The organism is Hydrogenophaga sp. 2FB (assembly GCF_005503365.1).
Taxonomy (GTDB): Bacteria; Pseudomonadota; Gammaproteobacteria; order Burkholderiales; family Burkholderiaceae_C; genus Hydrogenophaga.
Map to the genome: position 1 here is coordinate 1 of NZ_SCML01000042.1, position 21,469 is coordinate 21,469.

At 67.5% G+C, this 21,469-nt stretch carries 16 protein-coding genes and 1 riboswitch; of the genes, 4 read left to right on the forward strand and 12 right to left on the reverse strand.

Translation table 11 applies throughout. From position 1 onward, the window contains the following. Positions 1–50: 50 nt before the first annotated feature. A complete protein-coding gene (gene thiC / locus FFS09_RS21515) occupies positions 51–1,934 on the reverse strand; it encodes a phosphomethylpyrimidine synthase ThiC (RefSeq protein WP_137920958.1) in 1,884 nt (627 codons plus the stop codon). 128 nt (positions 1,935–2,062) lie between these two features. Next, a riboswitch (TPP riboswitch) is annotated at positions 2,063–2,177 on the reverse strand. 126 nt (positions 2,178–2,303) lie between these two features. Between thiC and FFS09_RS21520 the strand changes: the two genes are divergently transcribed. Further along, positions 2,304–2,855, forward strand: a complete 552-nt coding sequence (locus tag FFS09_RS21520) for a glycine zipper 2TM domain-containing protein (protein WP_137920959.1) — start codon at positions 2,304–2,306, stop codon at positions 2,853–2,855. 51 nt (positions 2,856–2,906) lie between these two features. On the opposite strand, the gene FFS09_RS21525 is transcribed toward FFS09_RS21520, so the two are convergent. Together FFS09_RS21525 and FFS09_RS21530 are read right to left on the reverse strand one after the other, a co-directional pair. Next, the gene (locus tag FFS09_RS21525; RefSeq protein WP_137920960.1) at positions 2,907–4,934 is read right to left on the reverse strand and encodes a spermidine synthase; all 2,028 of its coding nucleotides are present in this window, start codon (positions 4,932–4,934) and stop codon (positions 2,907–2,909) included. A 127-nt stretch (positions 4,935–5,061) separates the two neighbouring features. Beyond that, positions 5,062–5,361 (reverse strand): hypothetical protein, encoded by a 300-nt coding sequence (locus tag FFS09_RS21530; protein WP_137920961.1) that lies wholly within the window; start codon positions 5,359–5,361, stop codon positions 5,062–5,064. A gap of 111 nt (positions 5,362–5,472) precedes the next feature. Here FFS09_RS21530 and FFS09_RS21535 point away from each other — a divergent pair, with 111 nt between their 5' ends. After that, a complete protein-coding gene (locus FFS09_RS21535) occupies positions 5,473–6,594 on the forward strand; it encodes an MBL fold metallo-hydrolase (protein WP_137920962.1) in 1,122 nt (373 codons plus the stop codon). Positions 6,595–6,600: 6 nt separating this feature from the next. Here the strand turns inward: FFS09_RS21535 and FFS09_RS21540 are convergent, their stop codons facing one another. Continuing rightward, positions 6,601–7,176: a mechanosensitive ion channel family protein gene (locus tag FFS09_RS21540; protein ID WP_137920963.1), complete on the reverse strand. Its 576-nt coding sequence runs from the start codon at positions 7,174–7,176 to the stop codon at positions 6,601–6,603. 210 nt (positions 7,177–7,386) lie between these two features. Between FFS09_RS21540 and FFS09_RS31600 the strand changes: the two genes are divergently transcribed. Both FFS09_RS31600 and FFS09_RS21555 read left to right on the forward strand, forming a co-directional pair. Beyond that, complete coding sequence (locus tag FFS09_RS31600) at positions 7,387–9,615, forward strand: amino acid permease (protein ID WP_354595887.1); 2,229 nt, start codon at positions 7,387–7,389, stop codon at positions 9,613–9,615. Positions 9,616–9,654: 39 nt separating this feature from the next. Further along, complete coding sequence (locus FFS09_RS21555) at positions 9,655–10,470, forward strand: DUF72 domain-containing protein (RefSeq protein WP_137920965.1); 816 nt, start codon at positions 9,655–9,657, stop codon at positions 10,468–10,470. Here the strand turns inward: FFS09_RS21555 and FFS09_RS21560 are convergent. From FFS09_RS21560 to xdhA, 8 genes are all read right to left on the reverse strand, one after another. Then, positions 10,467–11,606, reverse strand: coding sequence for a Gfo/Idh/MocA family protein (locus FFS09_RS21560; RefSeq protein WP_137920966.1), 1,140 nt, complete (start codon positions 11,604–11,606; stop codon positions 10,467–10,469). The two genes, FFS09_RS21555 and FFS09_RS21560, sit on opposite strands and share 4 nt — an antisense overlap. Beyond that, a complete protein-coding gene (locus FFS09_RS21565) occupies positions 11,603–12,670 on the reverse strand; it encodes a sugar phosphate isomerase/epimerase family protein (protein WP_137920967.1) in 1,068 nt (355 codons plus the stop codon). The genes FFS09_RS21560 and FFS09_RS21565 overlap by 4 nt, the downstream gene beginning before the upstream one ends. A gap of 22 nt (positions 12,671–12,692) precedes the next feature. Then, the gene (locus FFS09_RS21570) at positions 12,693–13,655 is read right to left on the reverse strand and encodes a substrate-binding domain-containing protein (RefSeq protein ID WP_137920968.1); all 963 of its coding nucleotides are present in this window, start codon (positions 13,653–13,655) and stop codon (positions 12,693–12,695) included. Between the two features lie 56 nt (positions 13,656–13,711). Beyond that, positions 13,712–14,722 carry an ABC transporter permease gene (locus tag FFS09_RS21575; protein ID WP_137920969.1) on the reverse strand — a complete coding sequence of 337 codons (1,011 nt, stop codon included), beginning with the start codon at positions 14,720–14,722 and terminating at the stop codon, positions 13,712–13,714. Continuing rightward, positions 14,703–16,199 carry a sugar ABC transporter ATP-binding protein gene (locus tag FFS09_RS21580; RefSeq protein WP_137920970.1) on the reverse strand — a complete coding sequence of 499 codons (1,497 nt, stop codon included), beginning with the start codon at positions 16,197–16,199 and terminating at the stop codon, positions 14,703–14,705. The genes FFS09_RS21575 and FFS09_RS21580 overlap by 20 nt, the downstream gene beginning before the upstream one ends. After that, complete coding sequence (locus tag FFS09_RS21585; protein ID WP_252374469.1) at positions 16,199–17,329, reverse strand: ROK family protein; 1,131 nt, start codon at positions 17,327–17,329, stop codon at positions 16,199–16,201. Before FFS09_RS21585 ends, FFS09_RS21580 begins: the two co-directional genes overlap by 1 nt. A 167-nt stretch (positions 17,330–17,496) precedes the next feature. After that, positions 17,497–19,884, reverse strand: a complete 2,388-nt coding sequence (gene xdhB / locus FFS09_RS21590) for a xanthine dehydrogenase molybdopterin binding subunit (RefSeq protein ID WP_137920972.1) — start codon at positions 19,882–19,884, stop codon at positions 17,497–17,499. After that, entirely contained in the window at positions 19,881–21,389 is a 1,509-nt protein-coding gene (xdhA, locus tag FFS09_RS21595) for a xanthine dehydrogenase small subunit (RefSeq protein ID WP_137920973.1), read from the reverse strand. The genes xdhB and xdhA overlap by 4 nt, the downstream gene beginning before the upstream one ends. Positions 21,390–21,469 lie beyond the last annotated feature (80 nt).

A 21,469-nucleotide genomic window follows, 5' to 3' on the forward strand; every position in this document is an offset into this window, starting at 1 on the left:
GGGCGGGGTGCAGCGGGGGCAGGTCGTCGTCGTCGGTCATGCCCGGGAGTTTAGGCGCCGGCCTTGATCGGGATGGCGGGTCGCGGCACGTAGAACTCGCCACCCGCGGCCTTGAACTCGGCCGACTTCTCGGCCATGCCGCGCTCGGCGTAGTCGCGCACGTCCTGCGTGATCTTCATCGAGCAGAACTTCGGCCCGCACATGCTGCAGAAATGCGCTTCCTTGCTGCTGTCCTTGGGCAGGGTTTCGTCGTGGAAATCGCGCGCGGTGTCCGGGTCCAGGCCGAGGTTGAACTGGTCGTGCCAGCGGAACTCGAAACGCGCCTGGCTCATGGCGTCGTCGCGCGCGCGGGCACCGGGGTGGCCCTTGGCGATGTCGGCCGCGTGCGCGGCGATCTTGTAGGCGATCAGGCCTTGCTTCACGTCGTCGCGGTCGGGCAGACCCAGGTGTTCCTTGGGCGTCACGTAGCAGAGCATGGCCGTGCCCATCCAGCCGATCATGGCCGCGCCGATGGCCGAGGCGATGTGGTCGTAGCCCGGGGCGATGTCGATGGTGAGCGGGCCGAGTGTGTAGAACGGCGCTTCGTGGCAGTGCTTCAGCTGCTCGTCCATGTTGGCCTGGATCAGGTGCATGGGCACGTGGCCGGGGCCTTCGATCATGGTCTGCACGTCGTGCTTCCACGCGGTCTGCGTGAGCTCGCCCAGCGTCTTCAACTCGGCGAACTGGGCCTCGTCGTTCGCGTCGGCCGCGCTGCCGGGGCGCAGTCCGTCACCGAGCGAGAAGCTCACGTCGTACGCCTTCATGATCTCGCAGATCTCGTCGAAGTGCGTGTACAGAAAACTCTCCTGGTGGTGCGTGATGCACCACTTCGCCATGATCGAGCCGCCGCGCGAGACGATGCCCGTGCGCCGGTTCGCCGTGAGGTGGATGAAGGGCAGGCGCACGCCAGCGTGGATGGTGAAGTAGTCCACGCCCTGTTCGGCCTGCTCGATCAGCGTGTCGCGGTAGATCGCCCAGGTAAGGTCTTCGGCCACGCCGCCCACCTTCTCCAGCGCCTGGTAGATCGGCACCGTGCCGATGGGCACCGGCGAGTTGCGCACGATCCAGTCGCGCGTGGTGTGGATGTTGCGGCCGGTGGAGAGGTCCATCACGTTGTCCGCGCCCCAGCGGATCGCCCACACCAGCTTGTCCACTTCCTCCTCGATGCTCGAGGTGACGGCCGAGTTGCCGATGTTGGCGTTGACCTTGACGAGGAAGTTGCGCCCGATCGCCATGGGCTCGACCTCGGGGTGGTTGATGTTGGCCGGGATGATGGCGCGGCCGCGTGCCACCTCGTCGCGCACGAACTCGGGCGTGATCAGCTCGGGAATGCGCGCGCCCATGGGGTTGCCGCGCAGGCGTTGTTCGCGGTTCGCATCGCCCAGGTAAGCGGCCATCCACTCGCGCTTGCCGTTCTCGCGCACGGCCACGTATTCCATCTCGGGTGTGACGATGCCGCGGCGTGCGTAGTGCATCTGCGTCACGTTCATGCCACTGCGCGCGCGGCGCGGCGTGCGTTGCAAGCCAGCGGCCTGGGCTCGCAGTGCTTCGATGCGTTCGATGGTGGTGTCGTTCTGGCGAGCCTCGTTCTTCACGCCGTCGTCCAGCGCCTGGCGGGCGCGTCCTTCGTAGGCTTCGGTGTCGCCGCGCGCTGTGATCCACGCGCCGCGCACGTCGGGCAGGCCGCGTGTCACGTCGATGGCGGCCGATGGTTCGGAGTAGGGGCCCGAGGTGTCGTACACCACGACGCGTTCGCCGTTGGTGAGTGCGATCTCGCGCATGGGCACGTTCACGCCGGGCAACTGGCCGGGCACGTGGATCTTGCGGGAAGCGGGGAAGGGTTCGCGGCTGAGCGCGAGGGATGGGGCGGCGGGAAGTTTCTCGGGGGCATTCATGGTGGCGGTCTCCGGTTCCGGTGGATGGACATCGATCAAACAATGCTCCGGAGGACCGCCCCAATGACTGCGATGGCGGACGCAAACCTTCAACCGTCAGACGGATTCAGGGCCACGCCCGCATGCCGCCGTGGGGCATGCGCTCTTCTTTCGCCGGTACTAACCGGATCAAGTTCACGGGTTCGGCGGTAAAGCCGTCTCAGCGCCGGACCTGGGAAGGTCCGTGCACCCCGGAGCAGAGGAGAGTGTATGCGCTGTGCCGCTTTCAATGCCTTTCGGGTTGTCACGTCTTGTCACACCGAGACACGGGAGCGCAGTGATCAAGGGGTAGATTGGCCCGCGAATGCCCAAACTGGAAAGGAACAACACATGGACAAGTCAATGGTGAAAGGACTGGTCGTCGGCGGACTCGCCACGGTCGTCATCGGCGCGAGTGGCGTGACGGGATACCAGACGCTGATGAAGCCCAAGGAGGCCGACGTGATCGCCGTCAAGGACGTCATGGAAACCGTGGTGACCCCGCGCGAGCGCTGCGAAGACGTTGCTGTGCAGCGGCAGGCACCGGTGAAGGACCAGCATCGCATCGCCGGCTCCGTGATCGGTGGCGTGGCCGGCGGCCTGCTGGGCAGCACCATCGGCGGCGGCAATGGCAAGACGCTGGCGACCGTGGCCGGCGCAGCGGCCGGCGGCTACGCCGGCAACCAGGTACAGAAAAACATGCAGCAGAAGGACGTCGTGAACACCACCGAGCGACGCTGCAAGACGGTGAACGAAAAATCGCAGAAGCACAGTGGCTACAACGTGACCTACCGCCTCGATGGCAAGGACGACACGGTGCGCATGTCCTTCAAACCGGGCGCCACGCTGCCGGTGAAGGACGGGAAGGTGGTGACGGCGCCGCCGCCCGGAGCGCAGCTGTGAAGGCGGCGTCGACAGATTGAAAGAAAGTGCAACGTCTGAGCGCCGCTGGGCTCACTTCAGGATATCGAACAGGTTCGAGAACGTGTCCGTCCAGGGCCGAAAGCCGGGTCGGGGCTGCAGCACCTGAGCACCCTGCAGTGCCGGTGGCAGCGCGGCAGCCTGCGCCGCGTTGACGAACACCACCCACGACGAGCGCCGGCAGAACGGGTCGCCGTGGCCCGAGGGCAACTCCAGCAGCAGCGCGGTCTTGCCGATGTGTTGCGCGGCCGACGCCATGACCGGGCGCAGATCGAGGTAGGTGTTGGTGATGTGCACGGCCAGCAGGCCATCCGGTCGCATGTGGCGCTGGTAGGCGTCGAAGGCCTCGAGCGTGAGCAGGTGTGTCGGGATCGAGTCGCCAGAAAACGCGTCGATGGCCAGCAGATCGAAAGCCTGTGGGGGCTCGCGCTCCAGGACCAGGCGGCCATCGCCCAGCAGAGACACGATGCGGGCGGCGCTGTCCGAGAGGAAGGTGAAGTGGCGGCGCGCGAGATCGAGCACCTGGTCGTTGATCTCGACCATGCGCATCTCATCGCCCGCGCGACCGTACACCGCGAGCGTTCCCGCGCCCAGACCCACCACGCCGATCTGGCGAGGCCGGTCGGTGGGCAAGCTTTGCAACGCACGGCCGATGCCGGTGCGCTCGCAGTAGTACGCCGTGGCACGCTTCGGGTGGTTCAGGACCTGTTCGCCGTGGGTGATGCTGCCGTGCACCATGCTGCGCACGGGGCCCAGGCCGTCCGGGTCCATGCTTTCTTCAATGCGGGTCTGGCTGTAGAAGTTGCGCACGACCTCGGTGTAGCCCAGCACGTAGTCCCGTGAAATGCTGGCCAGGCGCGCGCCATACAGCAGCAGCGCCAGCAGCAGCGCGCCACGCAGCCAGCGGCGCCATGTGCCGCGCACCTCGGGCCAGAGCACCAGCACCACCAGCAGCGCGCACAGGAACAGGCCCAGTGGCAGTTCGAAGTACGCGTTGAAGGCCACCGGCGCCACCAGCCCGACGAACAGGCCGCCGAGCGCGCCGCCCACCGAGAGCATGAGGTAGAACAGTGTGAGGTGGCGCAACGGTGGCCGCCGCCGCACCAGTTCGCCGTGGCAGACCATGCAGAACACGAACACCGCTGCGCACAGCAAGGCCACCAGCACCGGCACCTCCAGTCCCTCGTTCATCGCGAAGTCCAGCGCGACGAAGGCCAGCGGCAGCAGGCCCAGGAAGAGCGGGCGCACGTAGTAGCGTGGCGCGTCGAAGCACAGGATGAAGCTGAGCAGGTAGAGCGCGAGCGGCAGCACCCACAGAAAGGGCACCGGCGCCACGTCCTGCGTCAGGTGGCGCGTGATCGCCAGCAACAGCATGGAGGCGGTGGCGGCCAGGCCGACCCACATCAGGCACGCGCGCCAGCCGGGGTGGGGCGCGTCGTCCAATGGCGTCGCGTGCGCGGCCAGACTGCCGTTCTGCCGCCGCAGGGTGTAGGCGGCGGTGGCCACGCAGGCCAGCACGAACAGCCCATACCCCACCGACCACACCCATGCTTGCGGCTTCACCGCCAGAACCGGCTCGACCAGCACCGGGTAGGTCAACAGCGCGAGCATGGACGCCAGGTTGGAGAGCGCATACAGGCGGTAGGGCTGCACGCCCTGGGCCACGAAGGCGCGCGCGTACCAGGCCTGCATCAGCGGGCCGGTGGTGGACAGCAGCAGGTAGGGCACGCCCACGGTGGTGGCCAGCACGCCGAGCACGCTCCAGGTCGGGTGGGCCTGCGCGTCGAGCTTCCAGGACGGATCGGCCACCACCGGCAGGGTGGCCAGGCTGAGCAGCAGCAGCGCGCCGTGCACCCAGGGCTGGCGCCGTGCGCCGAGCTTTTCGTGCACGAGGTGCACGTAGGCATAGCCCAGCAGCAGCTCAACCTGGAAGAACACCATGCACAGCGTCCACACCGAGGACGAGCCGCCGAACCACGGCAGGATCATCTTGGCCACGATGGGCTGGATCTGGAACAGCAGGAATGCCGAGAGGAAGACGGTGACGGCAAAAAGGGGCATGGTGGCTTGCGCTCCGGACCTGGGGTGCCGAAGTATGTGGGCGCAAGCCGGCATTCGGGCGCCTGGCTCCGTGCTTGCCAGGCCGTGTTGACACTATTTTTTCAACCCGTTCCCTTCGGGCTGCGGATCAGAGCGGGTCGGCCAGCAGCTTGGAGATGGCGGCGATGTTGGCCGCGCTGGGCACCTGCGGCTTCATTTCGTCTTCTTCGGCGGTGGCGTTCTCGTGCGCCTGGATGGCGGCGACCATGGCGTACTGGTTCTCCCAGGACAGGGTTTTCCCTTCCGGGCACAGGTCGCGCAGGGTGCCGTACCAGTAGTACCCGTCCTTGCCGCCAAAGAGTTGGTCGATGCCGCCGGCATCGCCGGTCTTGAGGCCCTGAGCGGCCAGGATGAGCTTGAGCTTGTGGTGCGAGAGGGAATACTGCATGGGGTTTGATAAGACCGTGGGTCGGCGATTGTACTGACGGTGCGCACGGCGGCGGCGCACTGGTAGAGTGTTTTCGTCACACCGTCGTCGGTCACCATCGGGAGCCCTTCCATGAACAGTTTCGGCAAACGCGCACAGGGTGAACGGCTGGAGCGCATGCAAGCGTCTCCGCGGTGGGATGGCATGGGCTTTCGCAACATGCACCCGGTGCTGCAGGGGCTGCGCGACACCACCGTGGCCAGACCGACGCTCAAGGACTTCTTCAGCTCGGGCGGCCGCCGCACACCCGGCGGGCCCTTGCCGGTGGTGGACCCGCGCGAAGCCTGGAGCCGGCCGATCCACAGCGGCCTGCGCGCGACCTGGCTGGGGCATTCCACGGTGTTGATCGAAATCGACGGCCACCGCGTGTTGACCGACCCGGTGTGGGGCGCGCGCGCTTCGCCGTTCCGGCTGGTGGGTCCCAAACGTTTTCATCCCGTGCCGCTGCGCTTGCGGCAGATGCCCGAGGTGGACGTGGTGGTGATCTCGCACGACCACTACGACCACCTGGACTACCCGACGATCCGCGCCCTGGCGCGGCACAGCGCGGTGCCGTTCGTGACCTCGCTCGGCGTCGGCGCGCACCTGGAAGCCTGGGGTGTGGCGCCCGAGCGCATCACCGAACTCGACTGGTGGGAAAGCCACCGTGTGCCGGGCACGGGGCTGACCATCACGGCCGCGCCGTCGCAGCATTTTTCCGGGCGCGGTCTGAAGGACCGCAACGGCACGCTGTGGTCGTCGATGGTGGTGAGCACCGACCGCCACCGCGTGTTCTTCAGCGGCGACACGGGCCTGACCACCGAGTACAGCCTGATCCGCGAGCGGCTGGGGCCGTTTGATCTCGTGATGCTCGAGGTGGGTGCCTTCCATCCTTCGTGGGGCGATATCCACCTGGGCCCCGTCAACGCGCTGCAGGCACACGCGTTGCTGGGCGGCGGCGCGTTCCTGCCGGTGCATTGGGGCACCTTCGGCCTGGCCATGCACGACTGGGACGATCCAGCGGAAACCCTGCTGGAACTCGCGGGCTCGCAGAACACGCCCTTGCTCATGCCGCGTCTGGGCGAGGCGGTGGAGCCCGCGGCGCAGATGCCGGTGACGCCGTGGTGGCGCTCGGTGGGGCAGGGCGCGCAAGCGCCCGAACGCGCCGCGACAGCGCCGGGGGTGGCGCGCGAGCTGCCTTGGCCGCTGGATTGAGCGGCGTCAGTCCAGCAACGACCGCACCGCCGGACCCCGCGTGCGCAGGCGCGTGGTGCGCTGGAAAAACAGGCTGTTGGGCACGCGCAGGTAAGACGGCACGTCGCCATCGGCCGTGTTTTCCTTGAGCGTGGTGTAGATGAGGTTGATGTCCATCACCTCGCCGCCCAGGCCGGGTTTGTCGCCGCTTTCCAGAATCTCGATGCGGTCGTGCAGGCCAAACGGGCGCGAGGTGAAGATCAGCACCGCGCAGAAGATGTTGGAGAGGACGCTCCACGCCGCAAAGAACGCAATGGCGCCTACCGCGACAAAACCGGTGAAGCCGGTCCAGATCACCGCGCCCGAGATGCCCACCCGGTCCAGCACCAGCAACAGCGCCGCGCCAAACAGCAGGAACGTGACCACGCGCCGCCCGCCCACCACGAACTCCAGCGGCAGTTGCTTGTCTTCCCCGATCCGGCCAATGAGGCGGTGCAACACGGAGCGCAACAGCAGCGCCACAAAGACGATCAGCGCGATCTGCAGGGCGATCGTGATGACGTCGATGAAGGGGTGGGCGGCGTCGGGGAGATAGTCTTTCATGTCGAGAACAGGCTGGCTTTGCAAAAGGCCTTAGCTTAGCCCGCATGGCATGGCCGCGAGGGCGGCGTGCGATACGATCCGCCGTCGGTCCGGGCCGACGCGATCCGAGACCGATGCCGGGAACTCTGCGCGGCGAGCAGGTTCCATGAGCAATAGAAAAAAACGACCGGAGACATGACGTGAAGAACGCAGGCAAGAACAAGGCGCCGCATGGCCGATCACGATCGGCCTGAACCGCAAGCCCATCTGTCGGTGTGGGATGCCGTGGCCATCGTGGTGGGCCTGGTCATCGGCATCGGCATCTTCCGCGCGCCGTCCTTCGTGGCCGCTGGTGTGAGCTCCGAGTGGATGTTCATGCTGGTCTGGGTCGTGGGCGGCCTCATCACCTGGGTGGGGGCCCTGTGTTACGCCGAACTGGCCGCCGCGCACCCCCACGCCGGCGGGGAATACCACTTTCTCTCGCGCGCCTACGGCACCTCGGTGGCGATGCTGTTTGGCTGGGCGCGGTGCACCGTGATCCAGACCGGCTCCATCGCGGCCGTGGCCTTCCTGCTGGGCGACTACGCCGCGCGCGTGCTGCCCCTCGGCCCGCATGGCCAGGCCTTGTTCGCGGCGCTGTCGGTGATCGTGTTGACCGCGGTGAACGTGGTGGGCACGGCGCAGGGCAAGAACCTGCAGATCGTCGTCACCCTGCTGCAGATCGGGGCCATGCTGGCCATCATCGTCTTCGGACTGTTCGGTTCCGCGCCGCCGCGCGAACTCACGGAGCCCGCCGTGCCGCCACAGACCGCCGCGTTGGGCATGGCCATGATCTTCGTGCTGCTCACCTATGGCGGCTGGAACGAAGCGGCCTACCTCACGGGTGAACTCAAGGACGCGCCGCGCAACATCGCCAAGGTGCTGACATTGGGCACCGCCATTCTTGTGGTGCTGTACGTGCTGGCCAACTTCGCCTTGCTGTCCGTGCTCGGGCTGGAAGGCCTGCGCGCCTCCGGCGCCGTGGCGGCCGACATGATGCACCTGGCGGCGGGCCCGGTGGGCGAGACCATCGTGACGCTGGCCATCGTGGTCGCGGCCATCTCCACGCTCAACGCAACCATCTTCACGGGGGCGCGTGCCTTCTACGCCATGGGGCGTGACATGACCGTGATGCGCTGGGTCGGCGAGTGGGACCACCGCCGCCGCACGCCCGTCAATGGCCAATTGCTGCAGGCCGCGATGGCCCTCGCGCTGATCGGCCTGGGCACGGTCACGCACGACGGCTTCAAGGCCATGGCGCGACTACACCGCGCCGGTGTTCTGGTTGTTCCTTCTGCTGGTCGGCATCGCGCTGTTCGTGCTGCGCTGGCGGCAGCCATTGCGCGCGTTGCCCTACAAGGTGCCGCTGTACCCGCTCACGCCCATCGTGTTCTGCCTCACCAGCCTGTACATGCTCTACGCCAGCGTGGTCTATACCGGTGCGGCGGCGCTGGTGGGTGTGGGCGTGTTGCTCGCCGGGGCGCCGGTCCTGCTGTTCAAATCCAGCCGCCCCCTCGAACACGTTCACCCGGAACCCGAGGCCTCGCTCGTGCTGCTCAAGCGCCCCCATTCATCTGGAGATCTGCCATGAAGACCCTTCGACACGCCTTGTGCGCTGCCGCCTGTGCATCGTTGCTCGCCGCCTTGGGTGGGCCTGCGTGGTCGCAGCCGGCCCCGGCGGCCACCGAGTACAAGCCCGCCGAAGGCCAGGCCGGCAAGGACGTGATGTGGGTGCCGACCTCGCAGGTGCTGGTGGACCGCATGCTGGCCATGGCCCAGCTCACGCCACGGGACCACCTGGTCGATCTCGGCTCGGGCGATGGCCGCCTGGTGATCACCGCGGCCCAGCGCGGCGCCACCGGGCACGGCATCGAATACAACCCGCAGCTCGTGGAGCTGTCCCAACGCGAGGCGGCCAAGGCCGGCGTGAGCGCGCGCGCCACGTTCGAGAAGGCCGACATCTTCGTGTCCGATTTTTCGAAGGCCACGGTGGTCACGATGTTCCTGCTGCCCGAGCTCAACGCGCGCCTGCGGCCGATCCTGCTCAACATGAAGCCGGGCACGCGCATCGTTTCCAACTCGTTCGACATGGGCGACTGGAAACCCGACCAGACCCAGCGGGCCGTGGAGGGCTGCCGCACCTACTGCGAGGCCTACCAATGGACCGTGCCCGCGCGCGTCGAGGGCATCTGGCGCCTGGGCGCGGGCAAGGAACTGGTGCTGGCGCAGAACTATCAGATGCTCGAAGGAACACTGCGCGAAGCCGGCAAAGCCACCGAGATCAACGGCGCGAAAATGGTGGGCACGCGCATCCACTTTTCGGTCGATCACCTGAGGTACAGCGGTGAGTTCGATGGCAGCGAGATGAAGGGCACGACCGACAAGGGCGAACCGTGGCGTGCCTCGCGCGTCACGCGCTGACTTGTTAGAGTGGTCGGCAATTTCTCGAAGGAGACGGACATGGCGACCAGGAAGGCAGCATCAACGGGCGCGATCCGCTCGGGCGTGGGCGGTTGGACCTACGAGCCCTGGCGCGACAACTTCTACCCCAAGGGCCTCGCGCACAGCAAGGAGCTGGCCTACGCGAGTTCGCAGCTGAGCGCGATCGAGGTCAACGGCACCTACTACAGCACCTTTAAGCCACCCACTTTCGCCAAGTGGCGCGACGAGACGCCGGAAGACTTCGTGTTCTCGCTCAAGGCGAACCGCTTCACCACCAACCGCCGCGTGTTGGCCGAGGCGGGCGACTCCATCGAACGTTTCATCGGCAGCGGCCTGAGCGAACTCGGCCCCAAACTCGGGCCGCTGGTGTGGCAGTTCGCGCCCACCAAGCTGTTCGACCCGGTGGACTTCGAGGCCTTTCTGAAGCTGCTGCCGAACAAGGTGGACGGCGTGCCGTTGCGCCACGCGCTCGACGTGCGGCACAACAGCTTCATGGACCCGGCGTACCTTGCGCTCGCGCGCCAGTACCAGTGCGCGACGGTGTTCACCGATTCGGACGACTACCCCTCGTTCGCGGACCTGACCGGTGACTTCGTCTATGCGCGCCTGATGCGCACCGAGTCGTCGGTGAAGACGGGCTATGCGCCCCAGGCGCTGGACCGGTGGGCCGAGGCAGCGAAGACCTGGGCCGCGGGTGGGGAGCCGGACGACGTGCCACGCCTGGAGGAACCCGGCAAGAAGGGCAAGGCGCGGGACGTGTTCATGTACTTCATCAGCGGTGCGAAGGAGCGCGCCCCTGCTGCGGCGATGGCGCTGATCGAACGCCTGGGTTAGTTCTCCACCCGCACCCAGCGCGCATCCTGTCGGTGGCTGTTGAGCACGGCCTCGATGAAGGCCATGCCGTCCAGCCCGTCCTGCAGCCCCGGCATGCCCGCGCTATCGCCACCGCGCCAGGCGCGCGCGAAATCGCGGTACAGCGCGGCGAAGGCTTCCAGATAGCCCTCGGGGTGGCCGGCGGGGATGCGGCTGGCCGCTGCCAGCGCCGGTGTCTGCGGTGACATGCCCCGGCGCAGCAGGCGCACCGGTTCGCCTTGCGGCGCGAAGCCGAGGAATTCGGGTTGCTCCTGATCGAAGTGCAGCGAGGCCTTGGTGCCGTACACGCGCAGGCGCAGCGCGTTGCACGCACCGCTGGCCACCTGGCTGGCCCACAGCATGCCGCGCGCGCCACCCTCGAAACGCAGCATGGCCTGCACGTGGTCGTCGAGCGCACGGCCCGGCACGAAGGTGCTGAGCTCGGCCGAGAGTTCCTGCACCGCGAGGCCGCTCACGTAGCGCGCCAAGTGGTAGGCGTGCGTGCCGATGTCGCCCAGCGCGCCGGCCGGTCCCGCGCGCTTGGGGTCGTTGCGCCACTCGGCCTGCTTGTTGCCCTGTTGCTCCACCGGCGTGCTCAACCAGTCCTGTGCGTATTCCACTTGCACGATGCGCAGCTCGCCGAGTTCGCCCGCGGCCACCAGCTCGCGCGCCTGGCGCACCATGGGGTAGCCGGCGTAGGTGTGCGTCAGCAGGAACAGCACCCCGCGTTCCTGCACGGCTTGTGCCAGCGCCTGCGCTTCGGCCAGCGAGGTGGCCAGTGGCTTGTCGCAGATCACGTGGATGCCGTGCTCGACGAAGGCGCGCGCCACCGGCACGTGCAAATGGTTGGGTGTGACGATGACGACGGCGTCGATACCGTCGGCGCGCTGCGCTTCGGCGCGCGCCATCTCGGCGTAGTCGGCATAGCTGCGCTCGGGCGCGATGTGCAACTTCGCCGCGCTGGCGTGCGCGCGTTCGGGCGTGGACGACAGCGCGCCGGCCACCAGCTCGTACTGGTCGTCCAGGCGCGCGGCGATGCGGTGGGCGCTGCCGATGAAGCTGCCCTCGCCGCCACCCACCATGCCCAGGCGGATGCGGCGCGTGGCGCGGTCGCTCATGGTGTTCTCCGATCCAGGCCCAGCAGCGTGGACAGCGTTTTCGCATCGCCCGCGCTCGCGGCGAAGTCGTCGAACGCACGGTCGGCCACGCGGATGATGTGGTCGCGAATGAAACCCGCGCCTTCGCGCGCACCGTCCTCGGGGTGCTTCAGACAGCACTCCCATTCCAGCACCGCCCAGCCGGCGTAGTCGTATTGGGCCATCTTCGAGAAGATGCTCTTGAAATCGATCTGACCATCGCCTAACGAACGAAAGCGTCCTGCGCGGTCGATCCAGTTGCTGAAGCCGCCGTACACGCCTTGTTTGCCGTTGGGACGGAACTCGGCGTCCTTCACGTGGAAGGCGCGGATGCGCTCGTGGTAGTGGTCGATGAAGGCGAGGTAGTCGAGCTGTTGCAGCACGAAGTGGCTGGGGTCGTAGAGGATGTTGGCGCGCGGGTGCTGGCCGACCGCGTCCAGGAAGCGCTCGAAGGTGATGCCATCGTGCAGGTCTTCGCCGGGGTGCAGTTCGTAGCACACGTCGACGCCCGCGTCGTCGAAGGCGTCGAGCACGGGCCGCCAGCGTTTGGCGAGTTCGGCGAACGCGGCTTCCACCAGACCCGGCGGGCGCTGCGGCCACGGATACAGATAGGGCCAGGCCAGTGCGCCGGAGAACGATGCGTGGGCTTTGAGGCCGAGGCGCTTCGAGGCTTTCGCGGCCATCAACAATTGTTCGTGCGCCCACGCGGTGCGGGCGGCCGGGTTGCCGCGCACGTGCGCTGCGGCGAAGGCGTCGAACTGCAGGTCGTACGCCGGGTGCACGCAGAGCAACTGGCCCTGCAGGTGGGTGGAGAGTTCGGTGATGGCCAGGCCGTGCGCCGCGAGTTTCCCTTTGATTTCATCGCAGTACGCATCGCTGCTCGCGGCGCGTTCGAGGTCGAAAATCGCCGGGTCCGACGTGGGAATCTGCACCCCCTTGTAGCCCAGCGCCGCGGCCCAGCCCGCCAACCCGTCGAGCGAGTTGAAGGGTGCGGCCGCGCCGATGAACTGGGCCAGGAAGATCCCGGGGCCTTGAATCGTTTTCATGGGGTCCTCCTGGCGCGCGGGATCAGAACGGCGAGTTCGGGAAGTAGAAATCTTTCGCGTTCTGCTTCGTGATGAGCACCGACGGCACGATGGTCGAAGCCGGCAGCTTCTCACCCTTCTTGCGCGCCAGCGCGGTCATCTTGATCGCCTCGTACAGGAACTTGGGCGAGTACGACACGTTGGCCTGGATCAGCGGGTTGCTGCCGTCCATGAGCGTCTTCACCATGGCCTTGGCGCCCGCGCCGCCGAACACGATCTTGATGTCCTTGCGCTTGGCCTGTTCGATGGCCTTCAGCACGCCGAAGGCCATGTCGTCGTCGGCTGCCCACACGGCGTCGATCTCCTTGAAGCGCGTGAGGTAGTCCTGCATCACCTTGAAGGCGTCGTCGCGGTTCCAGTTGCCGTGCTTGGCGTCCAGCACCTTGATGCCGGGGTGGTTCTTCATCACCGCGTTGAACGCGTCCATGCGCTCGTTGTCGATGGTGGTGGGGATGCCGCGCAGCGCAACGATGTTGCCCTTGCCGTTGAGGGCCTTGGCCAGGTACTCCGCCGGCACCTTGCCGAAGGCGGTGTTGTCGCCGGACACGTAGGCGTCCTGCGCGCTGGTGTCGGTCAGGCCGCGGTCGACCACGGTCACGTACACGCCCTTGGCCTTGGCCTGTGCCACCGGTTTGGTGAGCGCGGCGGACTCGAACGGCAGGATCACCAGCGAATCGATCTTGGTCGCGGTGAGCAAGTCCTGCAGCTGGTTGGCCTGTTCGGGCGCGCCGCTGGCGGTCTTGATCGTGACCTTGATGTTGGGGTCCTTCTCCAGTTCCTTCTTGGCCTCGCCCGCCCAGTACACCAGGCCGGCGGCGAAGCTGTGGGTGGCGGCCGGGATGGCCACGCCCAGGTTCACCTTGTTCTGGGCTTGCGCCAGCAGCGGGCTGGCCAGGCCAACGGCGGCCACGGCGGCCAGCGCGTGCAGACGGATGCGGTTATTCATGCTTGTCTCCTTTGGATGGTGTTGCTGACAGAAAAACAGAAGGCCCGGGTGTGCCTTCAAGGACGCCGCCGCTGCATGAATGCGACGGCGATGATCACGAAGCCCTGCACGGCAGCGTTCAGGTACACGCTGATGATGCTGGTGAGGTTGAGGATGTTGCTGATGACCGAGAGCAGGATGGCGCCGACCACGGTGCCGCCGATGCTGCCCGCGCCGCCGCGCAACGCGGTGCCACCCACGATCACGGCCGCGATCGCTTCCAGTTCCCACAGCAGGCCGGTGGTGGGCGATGCCGAGCCCAGGCGCGGCACGTAGAGCAGGGTGGCGATGCCCACGCACACGCCGAGCAGCGTGTAGGTGAGCACCTTGGTGCGGTCCACGTCCACGGCGGCGTAGCGCGCCACCTGCTCGTTGGAACCGATGGCCTGCACGTAACGGCCGAAGGCGGTTCGGTTGAGCAGCATGGCGCCCGCGATGGCCACCAGCACGAACACCCAGACCGGAATGGGAATGCCCAGCAGGCCGCCGTAGTAGACCGGGCCATAGACGTCGGCCAGTTCGTTGTCGAGCGCGAGCGCGCCGCCGTCGGCGAAATAGGTGAGGTAGGCGCGGAAGATGCCCAGCGTGCCGAGCGTGACGATGAAGGGCTCGATGCGCCCGCGCGTGATGAGCAGGCCGTGTGCCAGGCCGAACAGCGCGCCCAATAACACGGCGGCGCTCATGCCCACCATCACCACCGCCACGGGGGGCCAGCCGAGTGGCGCGATCTTGTTCATGAGCAGGATGGTCACGCCTGCGATGAGCGCGGCCATCGAACCCACCGAAAGATCGATGCCGCCCGAGATGATCACGAAGCACATGCCCACCGCGATGATGCCGATGAAGGCCGTGCGCGTGAGCACGTTCAGGGCGTTGTCCACGGTGGCGAACTCGCCATTGAGCAGCGTCCCCACGATGCACAGCAGCACCAGGCCGAGCAGCGGGCCCACGGCGGGCAGGCGCAGGGCGCGGCGTGGAGTGGCCGGCGCGCCGGGGGCGTTGGGAGTTTCAGTGCGTTCCGGTGGCATGGGCGATCAGCTCCTGTTCGTTGAGGTGCTCGGCCGACAGCGTGGCCTGCAGGTGGCCCGCGCGCATCACCGCGACGCGGTGGCACAGGCCGATGAGTTCCATGAGCTCGGACGAGATCACCACGACCGCGCGGCCCTCGTCGGCCAGGCCGCGGATGAGCGCGTAGATCTCGCGCTTGGCGCCGATGTCCACCCCGCGCGTGGGCTCGTCGAGCACCACCACGCGCGGTCCCGGGTGCAGCACCTTGGCCAGCGCGAGCTTCTGCTGGTTGCCGCCGGAGAGCGAGCCGGCCGGCACGTCGAGCGAACCGGTGCGGATGCCGAATTCGCGCACCGCTTCGGTCAGCGCGGCGGCCTCGCTGGCCCGGTTGAGCCAGGGGTTGGCGTGGCGCTGCAAGGCCATGAGCGTGAGGTTCTGGCGCAAGCCGAAATGCACGTGCAGGCCGCGGCCCTTGCGGTCTTCGCTCAGGTAGGTCAGGCCCGCGTTGGCGGCTTCGCGCGGCGAACGTGGCAGCACCGCGCTGCCCGCGATGTTCACTGCCTGCGCCGTGCGTTCGCGCAAGCCCAACAGACCTTCGAACAACTCGGTGCGCCCCGAGCCCACCAGGCCGGCGAAGCCGAACACCTCGCCCGCGCGCACCTCGAAGCTCACGCCCTGCGCCCAGCCGGGCACGTGCAGGTCTTTCACCGAGAACAACACCGGCGCGTCGGCCGGCACCGCGTGGCGCGGCGGGTACAGGTCGGCGAGCTCGCGGCCCACCATCAGGTTGGCCATCTGCGCGCGCGTGAGCGAGGGCGTGGGCTGGTGCGCCACCAACCGGCCATCGCGCATCACCACCACCTCGTCGGTGATGCGCTCGACCTCGTCGAGTTTGTGCGAGATGAAGACGATGGTCACGCCATCGGCCTTCAGGCGCGCCACCAGTTCGAACAGGCGACCGGTCTCGCTGGGCGTGAGCGTGGCGGTGGGCTCGTCCATGATCAGCACGCGCGCGTGGCGAGAGAGAGCCTTGGCGATCTCTACGAGCTGGCGTTCGGCCACGATGAGTTCGCGCACGCGCGTATCGGGGTTCACCTTGTGCAGGCCCACGTCGTCGAGCACGCCGCGCGCGACGGCGCGCATGGCCACGTCGTCGAGCCACCAGCCGCGCCGCTTCTCGTGGCCGAGGAAGATGTTCTGCGCCACCGTGAGGTCTTCGGCGAGGTTGAATTCCTGGTGGATCAGCACGATGCCTTCGGCCTCGGCGGCGCGCGGGCCGTCGAAATGCACGCTGCGGCCGTTCACCTGCAAGCCGCCTTCGCTCGGCTGTTCGTAGCCGGCGAGGATCTTCATCAGCGTCGATTTGCCCGCGCCGTTCTCGCCCAGCAGCCCGACCACGCGGCCGGGTTCCACGTCCAGGTCGACCCCATGCAGCACCTGCACCGGGCCGAAGCGCTTGACGATGCCGCGCAGCGCGACGTGGACGGCCGGACCCATCACGCCACCTCCATCTGCAGCAGGCTTTCCTGCATGGCGAGCACGCCCGCGCCGATCAGGCCGGCGCGTTCGCCCAACGGCGTGTATTGAATGTCCAGGTGCCGCGTGGAGAGCGCGAGCGAGCGGTGGTACACGCTCTGGCGCACGGCCGCGAGGAACAGCGGCCCCACGCGCGTGACGCCGCCGCCGATGAACACGTGCGAGGGGTTGAAGAAGTTCACCACCGAGGCCAGCATCTGCCCCACGAGCGCGCCCGAGCGCTGGATCACCTGGTTGGCCGCCATGTCGCCCGCGCGGCTGGCCTCGGCCACGTCCTGCAGACGCAGGCTGCCGCGCTCGGCCAGCAGGCGCGCGAGCAGCGGGCTCTGGCCGGCTTCAGCGGCTTCGGTCGCCATGCGCGCGATCGCCGGGCCGGCGGCCATGGTTTCCACGCAGCCCAGGTTGCCGCAGTGGCAGCGCGGGCCGTCGGGCACCACGCAGATGTGGCCCACGTCGCCCGCCGAACCGTTGGCGCCGCGGTAGACCTGACCGTGGCAGACGATGCCGCAGCCCACGCCGGTGCCCACCTTCACCACCAGGAAGTTCTGCAGGCTGCGCTGCATGCGCCAGAGCTCGCCCAGCGCCATCACGTTCACGTCGTTGTCCACGAACACGGGGGCGGTGAAGTCGGCGGCGAGGTCGTCGCGGATCGAATAACCGTCCCACAGCGGCATGAGCGGCGGGCTCACCAACTGGCCGCTGTCGAAATCCACCGGGCCGGGCAGGCCAATACCGATGCCGATCACCTGGCGCGGCGGCACGTCGCAGCGCGCGAGCAGTTCGTGCATGAGGGTGCGGATGCGCGAGAGCACCGGGCCGGGGCCGTCGCGCACGTCGGCCGGTTCGCTGTGGTGGGCCAGCACGGCCAGGTCGGGGCTCAGGATGCCCACCTCCAGCCCGGTCGCGCCAACGGCCACGCCGATCAGCACACCCAGGCTGCGGCTCAGGCGCAGCGTTTCGGCGCGGCGCCCGCCGGTGGGCACTTGCTCACCGGTCTGCTCCAGCAGGCCTTGTTCGAGCAGCTCCGCGACGGCCGCGTTGGCGCGGGTCTTGGAGAAGGATGAGGCGGCGGCGAGCGCGTCGCGCGACATGCCGCTGGCCCAGAACACGTGGTCCAGCACCCTGCGCTCACCGGTTTTCAGGCCTTTCCAGTTCACTCGCATGTCTCCGTTCGCGTGCCATCGTGGTGTGGCACTGGAGACGCATGCTATGCGGTCGAATTAGACCCGGCAAGTTCTAACTTTGACCCAAATCGGGTTTATATCGCCTTCAGCACCTCTTCCGCCGTCGCCGGTGCGTTCATCGCCAGCGGCTTCCCACCCGCATGGCCCACCGCATCGCGCAGCGCTTCGAACACGCTGATCGCCAGCATGAACGGTGGCTCGCCCACGGCCTTGCTGCCGTGCACGTTGTCTTCGCGGTTGGCCTCGGGCCAGAGTTCGACCTTGAAGTGTTCGGGGATGTCGCCGGTGGCGGGGATCTTGTAGGTGCTGGGTGCGTGGGTCTGCAGATAGCCCTTGTCGTTCCACACCAGCTGTTCGGTGGTGAGCCAGCCCATGCCCTGGATGAAACCGCCTTCGATCTGGCCGATGTCGATCGCCGGGTTGATGCTGCGGCCCACGTCGTGGAGGATGTCCACCTTCAGCACACGGCTCTCGCCGGTGAGCGTGTCGATGGCGACTTCGGTCACCGCCGCGCCGTACGCGAAGTAGTAGAACGGGCGGCCGGTGAGGGTGGTCTTGTCGTAGTGGATCTTGGGCGTGCGGTAGAAGCCGTCGCTCCAGAGCTGGATGCGGTTGGCGTAGGCGGCGTGCACCACCTCTTCGAAACTGCGCACGGTCTTGGGCGTGATGACCTGGCCGCCTTCGAAGCGCACCGCGCCCGCGCCGCAGCCATCGAGCCCGGCGACGAAGGCGGCGAGGTTGTCGCGCACGTGGCGCGCGGCGAATTGCGCGGCACGGCCGTTGAGGTCGGTGCCGCTGGAGGCCGCCGTGGCGCTGGCGTTGGGCACCTTGCTGGTGTCGGACGCGGTGCTGAGCACGCGCTCGAACGGCACACCCAATTCATCCGCCACGATCGCCGCCACCTTGGTGTTCAGGCCCTGGCCCATCTCGGTGCCGCCGTGGTTCACCTGCACGCTGCCGTCGGTGTAGACGTGCACCAGCGCGCCGGCCTGGTTGAACAGCGTGGCGGTGAAGCTGATGCCGAACTTCACCGGCGTGAGCGCGATGCCCTTCTTGATCACCGGGCTGTTGGCGTTCCAGGTCGCGATGCGCTCCCGGCGTTCGCGGTAGTGGCTGGTCTGCGCCAGCGTGGTCATGAGCGGTTCGAGGATGTTGTCCTCGACCTTCATCTGGTAGTGGGTGACGTTGCGGCTTTCGATGCCATAGAGATTGCGCAGCCGCACATCCAGCGGGTCCATGCCGAGCGCCTGCGCGATGTCGCTCAGGATGCGCTCGATCACGATCACGCCCTGCGGGCCGCCGAAGCCGCGAAACGCGGTGTGGCTCTGGGTGTTGGTCTTGCAGCGGTAGCTGGAGATCGAAACGTCTTCCAGGAAGTAGGCGTTGTCGGTGTGGAAGATCGCGCGGTCGGCCACCGGGCCGGAGAGGTCGGCGGAGAAGCCGCAGTTGGCGAGCATCTGCAGGTCGAGTCCGCAGAGCAGGCCGCTGTCGTCGAAGCCCACGCGGTAGTGGTATGCGAAGGGGTGGCGCTTGCCGGTGATCATGAAGTCGTCGTCGCGGTCCAGCCGCAGCTTGACCGGGCGCTGCAGCTTGCGCGCTGCCACGGCGGCCCACACCGCGAGGTGACCGGCCTGCGTTTCCTTGCCGCCAAAGCCGCCGCCCATGCGCCGGCATTCCACCGTGACCGCGTGGTTCTGGATGCCCAGCGCGTGTGAAACCCAGTGCTGCACCTCGCCCGGGTGCTGCGTGCTGGAGTAGACCCACCACTGGTTCTGTTCCAGCGGCAGCACGTAGGCGATCTGGCCTTCCAGGTAGAAGTGTTCCTGGCCGCCGACTTCGAACCGGCCTTCGAGCCTGTGCGACGCGCGCTTGAGGGCCGCCGCCGCGTCGCCCCGCTTCACATGCACTGGCGGCAGCACGTAGCTGGCCTTGGCGTGGGCTTCGTGCACGGTGAGCACGGCGGGCAGGGGGGTGATGTCGAGCTTGACCAGGCGCGCGGCGCGGCGCGCGGTCATCACGTCGTCGGCCACGACGATGGCGATCACCTGGCCGGTGAACTGCACGGTCTCGCTGGCGAACACGGGTTCGTCGTGCGCGAAGGCGGCCAGGGTCTCGTCGCCAGGAATGTCGCTCGCGCCGAAGATGCCGCGCACGCCGGGCACGGCCAGCGCGGCGGACGCGTCGATACCGCGCAGCGTGCCGTGCGGCACGTGGGAGCACACCGGGGCGGCGTGCAGCGTGCCGCGCACCTCGGGGATGTCGTCGATGTAGGTGGCGGCGCCGGCCACCTGGGCGCGGGCGCTTTCGTGGAAGCGCGAGACGCCGGCGGCGCGCGTGTCTGTGGGCGTGGTGACGGGTTCCGGCCGGGCCAGGGCCACGTCCTCGGGTTCCGCGACCGCGTCCGCCCGGGACGAGATCACCATGGGCGTTTCGGTGAGGTTGTTTTTGTCGCGTGCGGTCATGCCAGTGCCTCCAGCGTTGCCGCGTTGAGGTTGTCCAGGTTGATGTGTTGCAGGCCCTGGCTTTCCAGCCAGAAGCGCTGCAGCAGGTTGCCCAGCACGGTGTGCCGGTAGTGGGCGCTGGCGCGCATGTCGGAGATCGGCTGGAACTCGGCGCGCAACGCTTCGGTGGCCTTCTTCACGGTGTCGGTGGTCCAGGTTTGACCCCACAGCGCGGCTTCGGTTCGGCGGGCGCGCACGGGCGTGGCGGCCACGCCGCCGGCGCCGATGGAGATGTGTTGCACCACGCCCTCCTTGAGCGTCATCTGGATGGCGAGGCAGACGGCGGAGATGTCGTCGTCGAAGCGTTTGCTGATCTTGTAGACGCGCATGAATTCGGAGGAGGTTTGGGGCAAAGGCACCTTGACCCAGCACAACAGCTCATCGGCCTTCATCACATTCGTCCGGTACCCGGTGTACAGATCTTCCAGCGGCAACTCCCGGTGCGCGATCTGCCCCTTTCGGGCATCCCAGCGCATCAGCACCACGCTCGCCCCCAGCGCGATCAGCAGCGGCATCGAATCCCCGATCGGCGAGCCATTCGCCACATTGCCGCCCAGCGTGCCCGAGTTGCGCACCGGCAAGCCGGCAAAGCGCTGCGCGAAGGTCTTGAGCTGGGGCCGGTCCTGCACCAGCGCGTCGTACGCCTCGGTCAGATTCACCGCCGCGCCAATGGCGATGTGGTTCGGGTAGCGCTCCACGCGACGCAGCTCGCGCGCCGTGGTCACGTCCAGCACGGTGGCAAATCGCTTGTGCATCTTGGTCACCCACAGGCCGACGTCGGTGCAGCCCGCCACCACCTGGGCCTTGGGGTGCGCGGCGCGCTGTTGCAGCAATTCGGCCAGCGTGGTCGGGCGCAGGTACACCGCGCCATCCGCTTTTTTCTTGTTGAGCACCTGCAGCGCCGCCACCGTCTGTGCCTCGTTCACGCCGCAACCCGCGGGCAGCGGCAAATCGACCATCTGCTGCGCCGCGTCCAGAATGGGCCGGTAGCCGGTGCAGCGGCACAAATTGCCCGAGAGGTCGGCCTGGGCCTGGGCGCGGTCGATGCCCTTTCCGCCGTCCGTGTTCTGGTACATACCGAACAGGCTCATGACAAACCCGGGGGTGCAGAAGCCGCACTGGCTGCCGTGGCACTGCACCATGGCTTCCTGGGCCGGGTGCAGTTCACCAGCCGGCGCGTCGGCGCTGATATCTTCCACCGTCCACACCGCCAGGCCTTCCACCGAATGCGCCAGCCGGATGCAGCTGTTGATGGCCTTGTATTCCAGTTTCCCGTCCACCGCCTCGCCCAGCACCACGGTACAGGCGCCGCAGTCGCCTTCGCCGCAGCCTTCCTTGGTGCCGGTGCAGTGCAGGTCTTCGCGCAGCACCTCCAGCAAGGTGCGGTCGGGTGCCACGTTGTTCAGCGTCACGGGCTGGCCGCGGCGCAGGAAGGTCAGGGTTTGTGCGGATGTTTCAGTGCTCATGCGTGCCAGCATAGCGCTGGCCCCATGGCACAACATATGCTCGGTCATATGTCCAGAATGCCCAAATCACCATTCAGCCG

Coding starts and splice junctions, on each gene's coding strand:
- thiC (WP_137920958.1), bottom strand. CDS start 1,934: ATGAATGCCCCCGAGAAACTTCCCGCCGCCCCATCCCTCGCGCTCAGC.
- FFS09_RS21520 (WP_137920959.1), top strand. CDS start 2,304: ATGGACAAGTCAATGGTGAAAGGACTGGTCGTCGGCGGACTCGCCACG.
- FFS09_RS21525 (WP_137920960.1), bottom strand. CDS start 4,934: ATGCCCCTTTTTGCCGTCACCGTCTTCCTCTCGGCATTCCTGCTGTTC.
- FFS09_RS21530 (WP_137920961.1), bottom strand. CDS start 5,361: ATGCAGTATTCCCTCTCGCACCACAAGCTCAAGCTCATCCTGGCCGCT.
- FFS09_RS21535 (WP_137920962.1), top strand. CDS start 5,473: ATGAACAGTTTCGGCAAACGCGCACAGGGTGAACGGCTGGAGCGCATG.
- FFS09_RS21540 (WP_137920963.1), bottom strand. CDS start 7,176: ATGAAAGACTATCTCCCCGACGCCGCCCACCCCTTCATCGACGTCATC.
- FFS09_RS31600 (WP_354595887.1), top strand. CDS start 7,387: ATGGCCGATCACGATCGGCCTGAACCGCAAGCCCATCTGTCGGTGTGG.
- FFS09_RS21555 (WP_137920965.1), top strand. CDS start 9,655: ATGGCGACCAGGAAGGCAGCATCAACGGGCGCGATCCGCTCGGGCGTG.
- FFS09_RS21560 (WP_137920966.1), bottom strand. CDS start 11,606: ATGAGCGACCGCGCCACGCGCCGCATCCGCCTGGGCATGGTGGGTGGC.
- FFS09_RS21565 (WP_137920967.1), bottom strand. CDS start 12,670: ATGAAAACGATTCAAGGCCCCGGGATCTTCCTGGCCCAGTTCATCGGC.
- FFS09_RS21570 (WP_137920968.1), bottom strand. CDS start 13,655: ATGAATAACCGCATCCGTCTGCACGCGCTGGCCGCCGTGGCCGCCGTT.
- FFS09_RS21575 (WP_137920969.1), bottom strand. CDS start 14,722: ATGCCACCGGAACGCACTGAAACTCCCAACGCCCCCGGCGCGCCGGCC.
- FFS09_RS21580 (WP_137920970.1), bottom strand. CDS start 16,199: ATGGGTCCGGCCGTCCACGTCGCGCTGCGCGGCATCGTCAAGCGCTTC.
- FFS09_RS21585 (WP_252374469.1), bottom strand. CDS start 17,329: ATGTCGCGCGACGCGCTCGCCGCCGCCTCATCCTTCTCCAAGACCCGC.
- xdhB (WP_137920972.1), bottom strand. CDS start 19,884: ATGACCGCACGCGACAAAAACAACCTCACCGAAACGCCCATGGTGATC.
- xdhA (WP_137920973.1), bottom strand. CDS start 21,389: ATGAGCACTGAAACATCCGCACAAACCCTGACCTTCCTGCGCCGCGGC.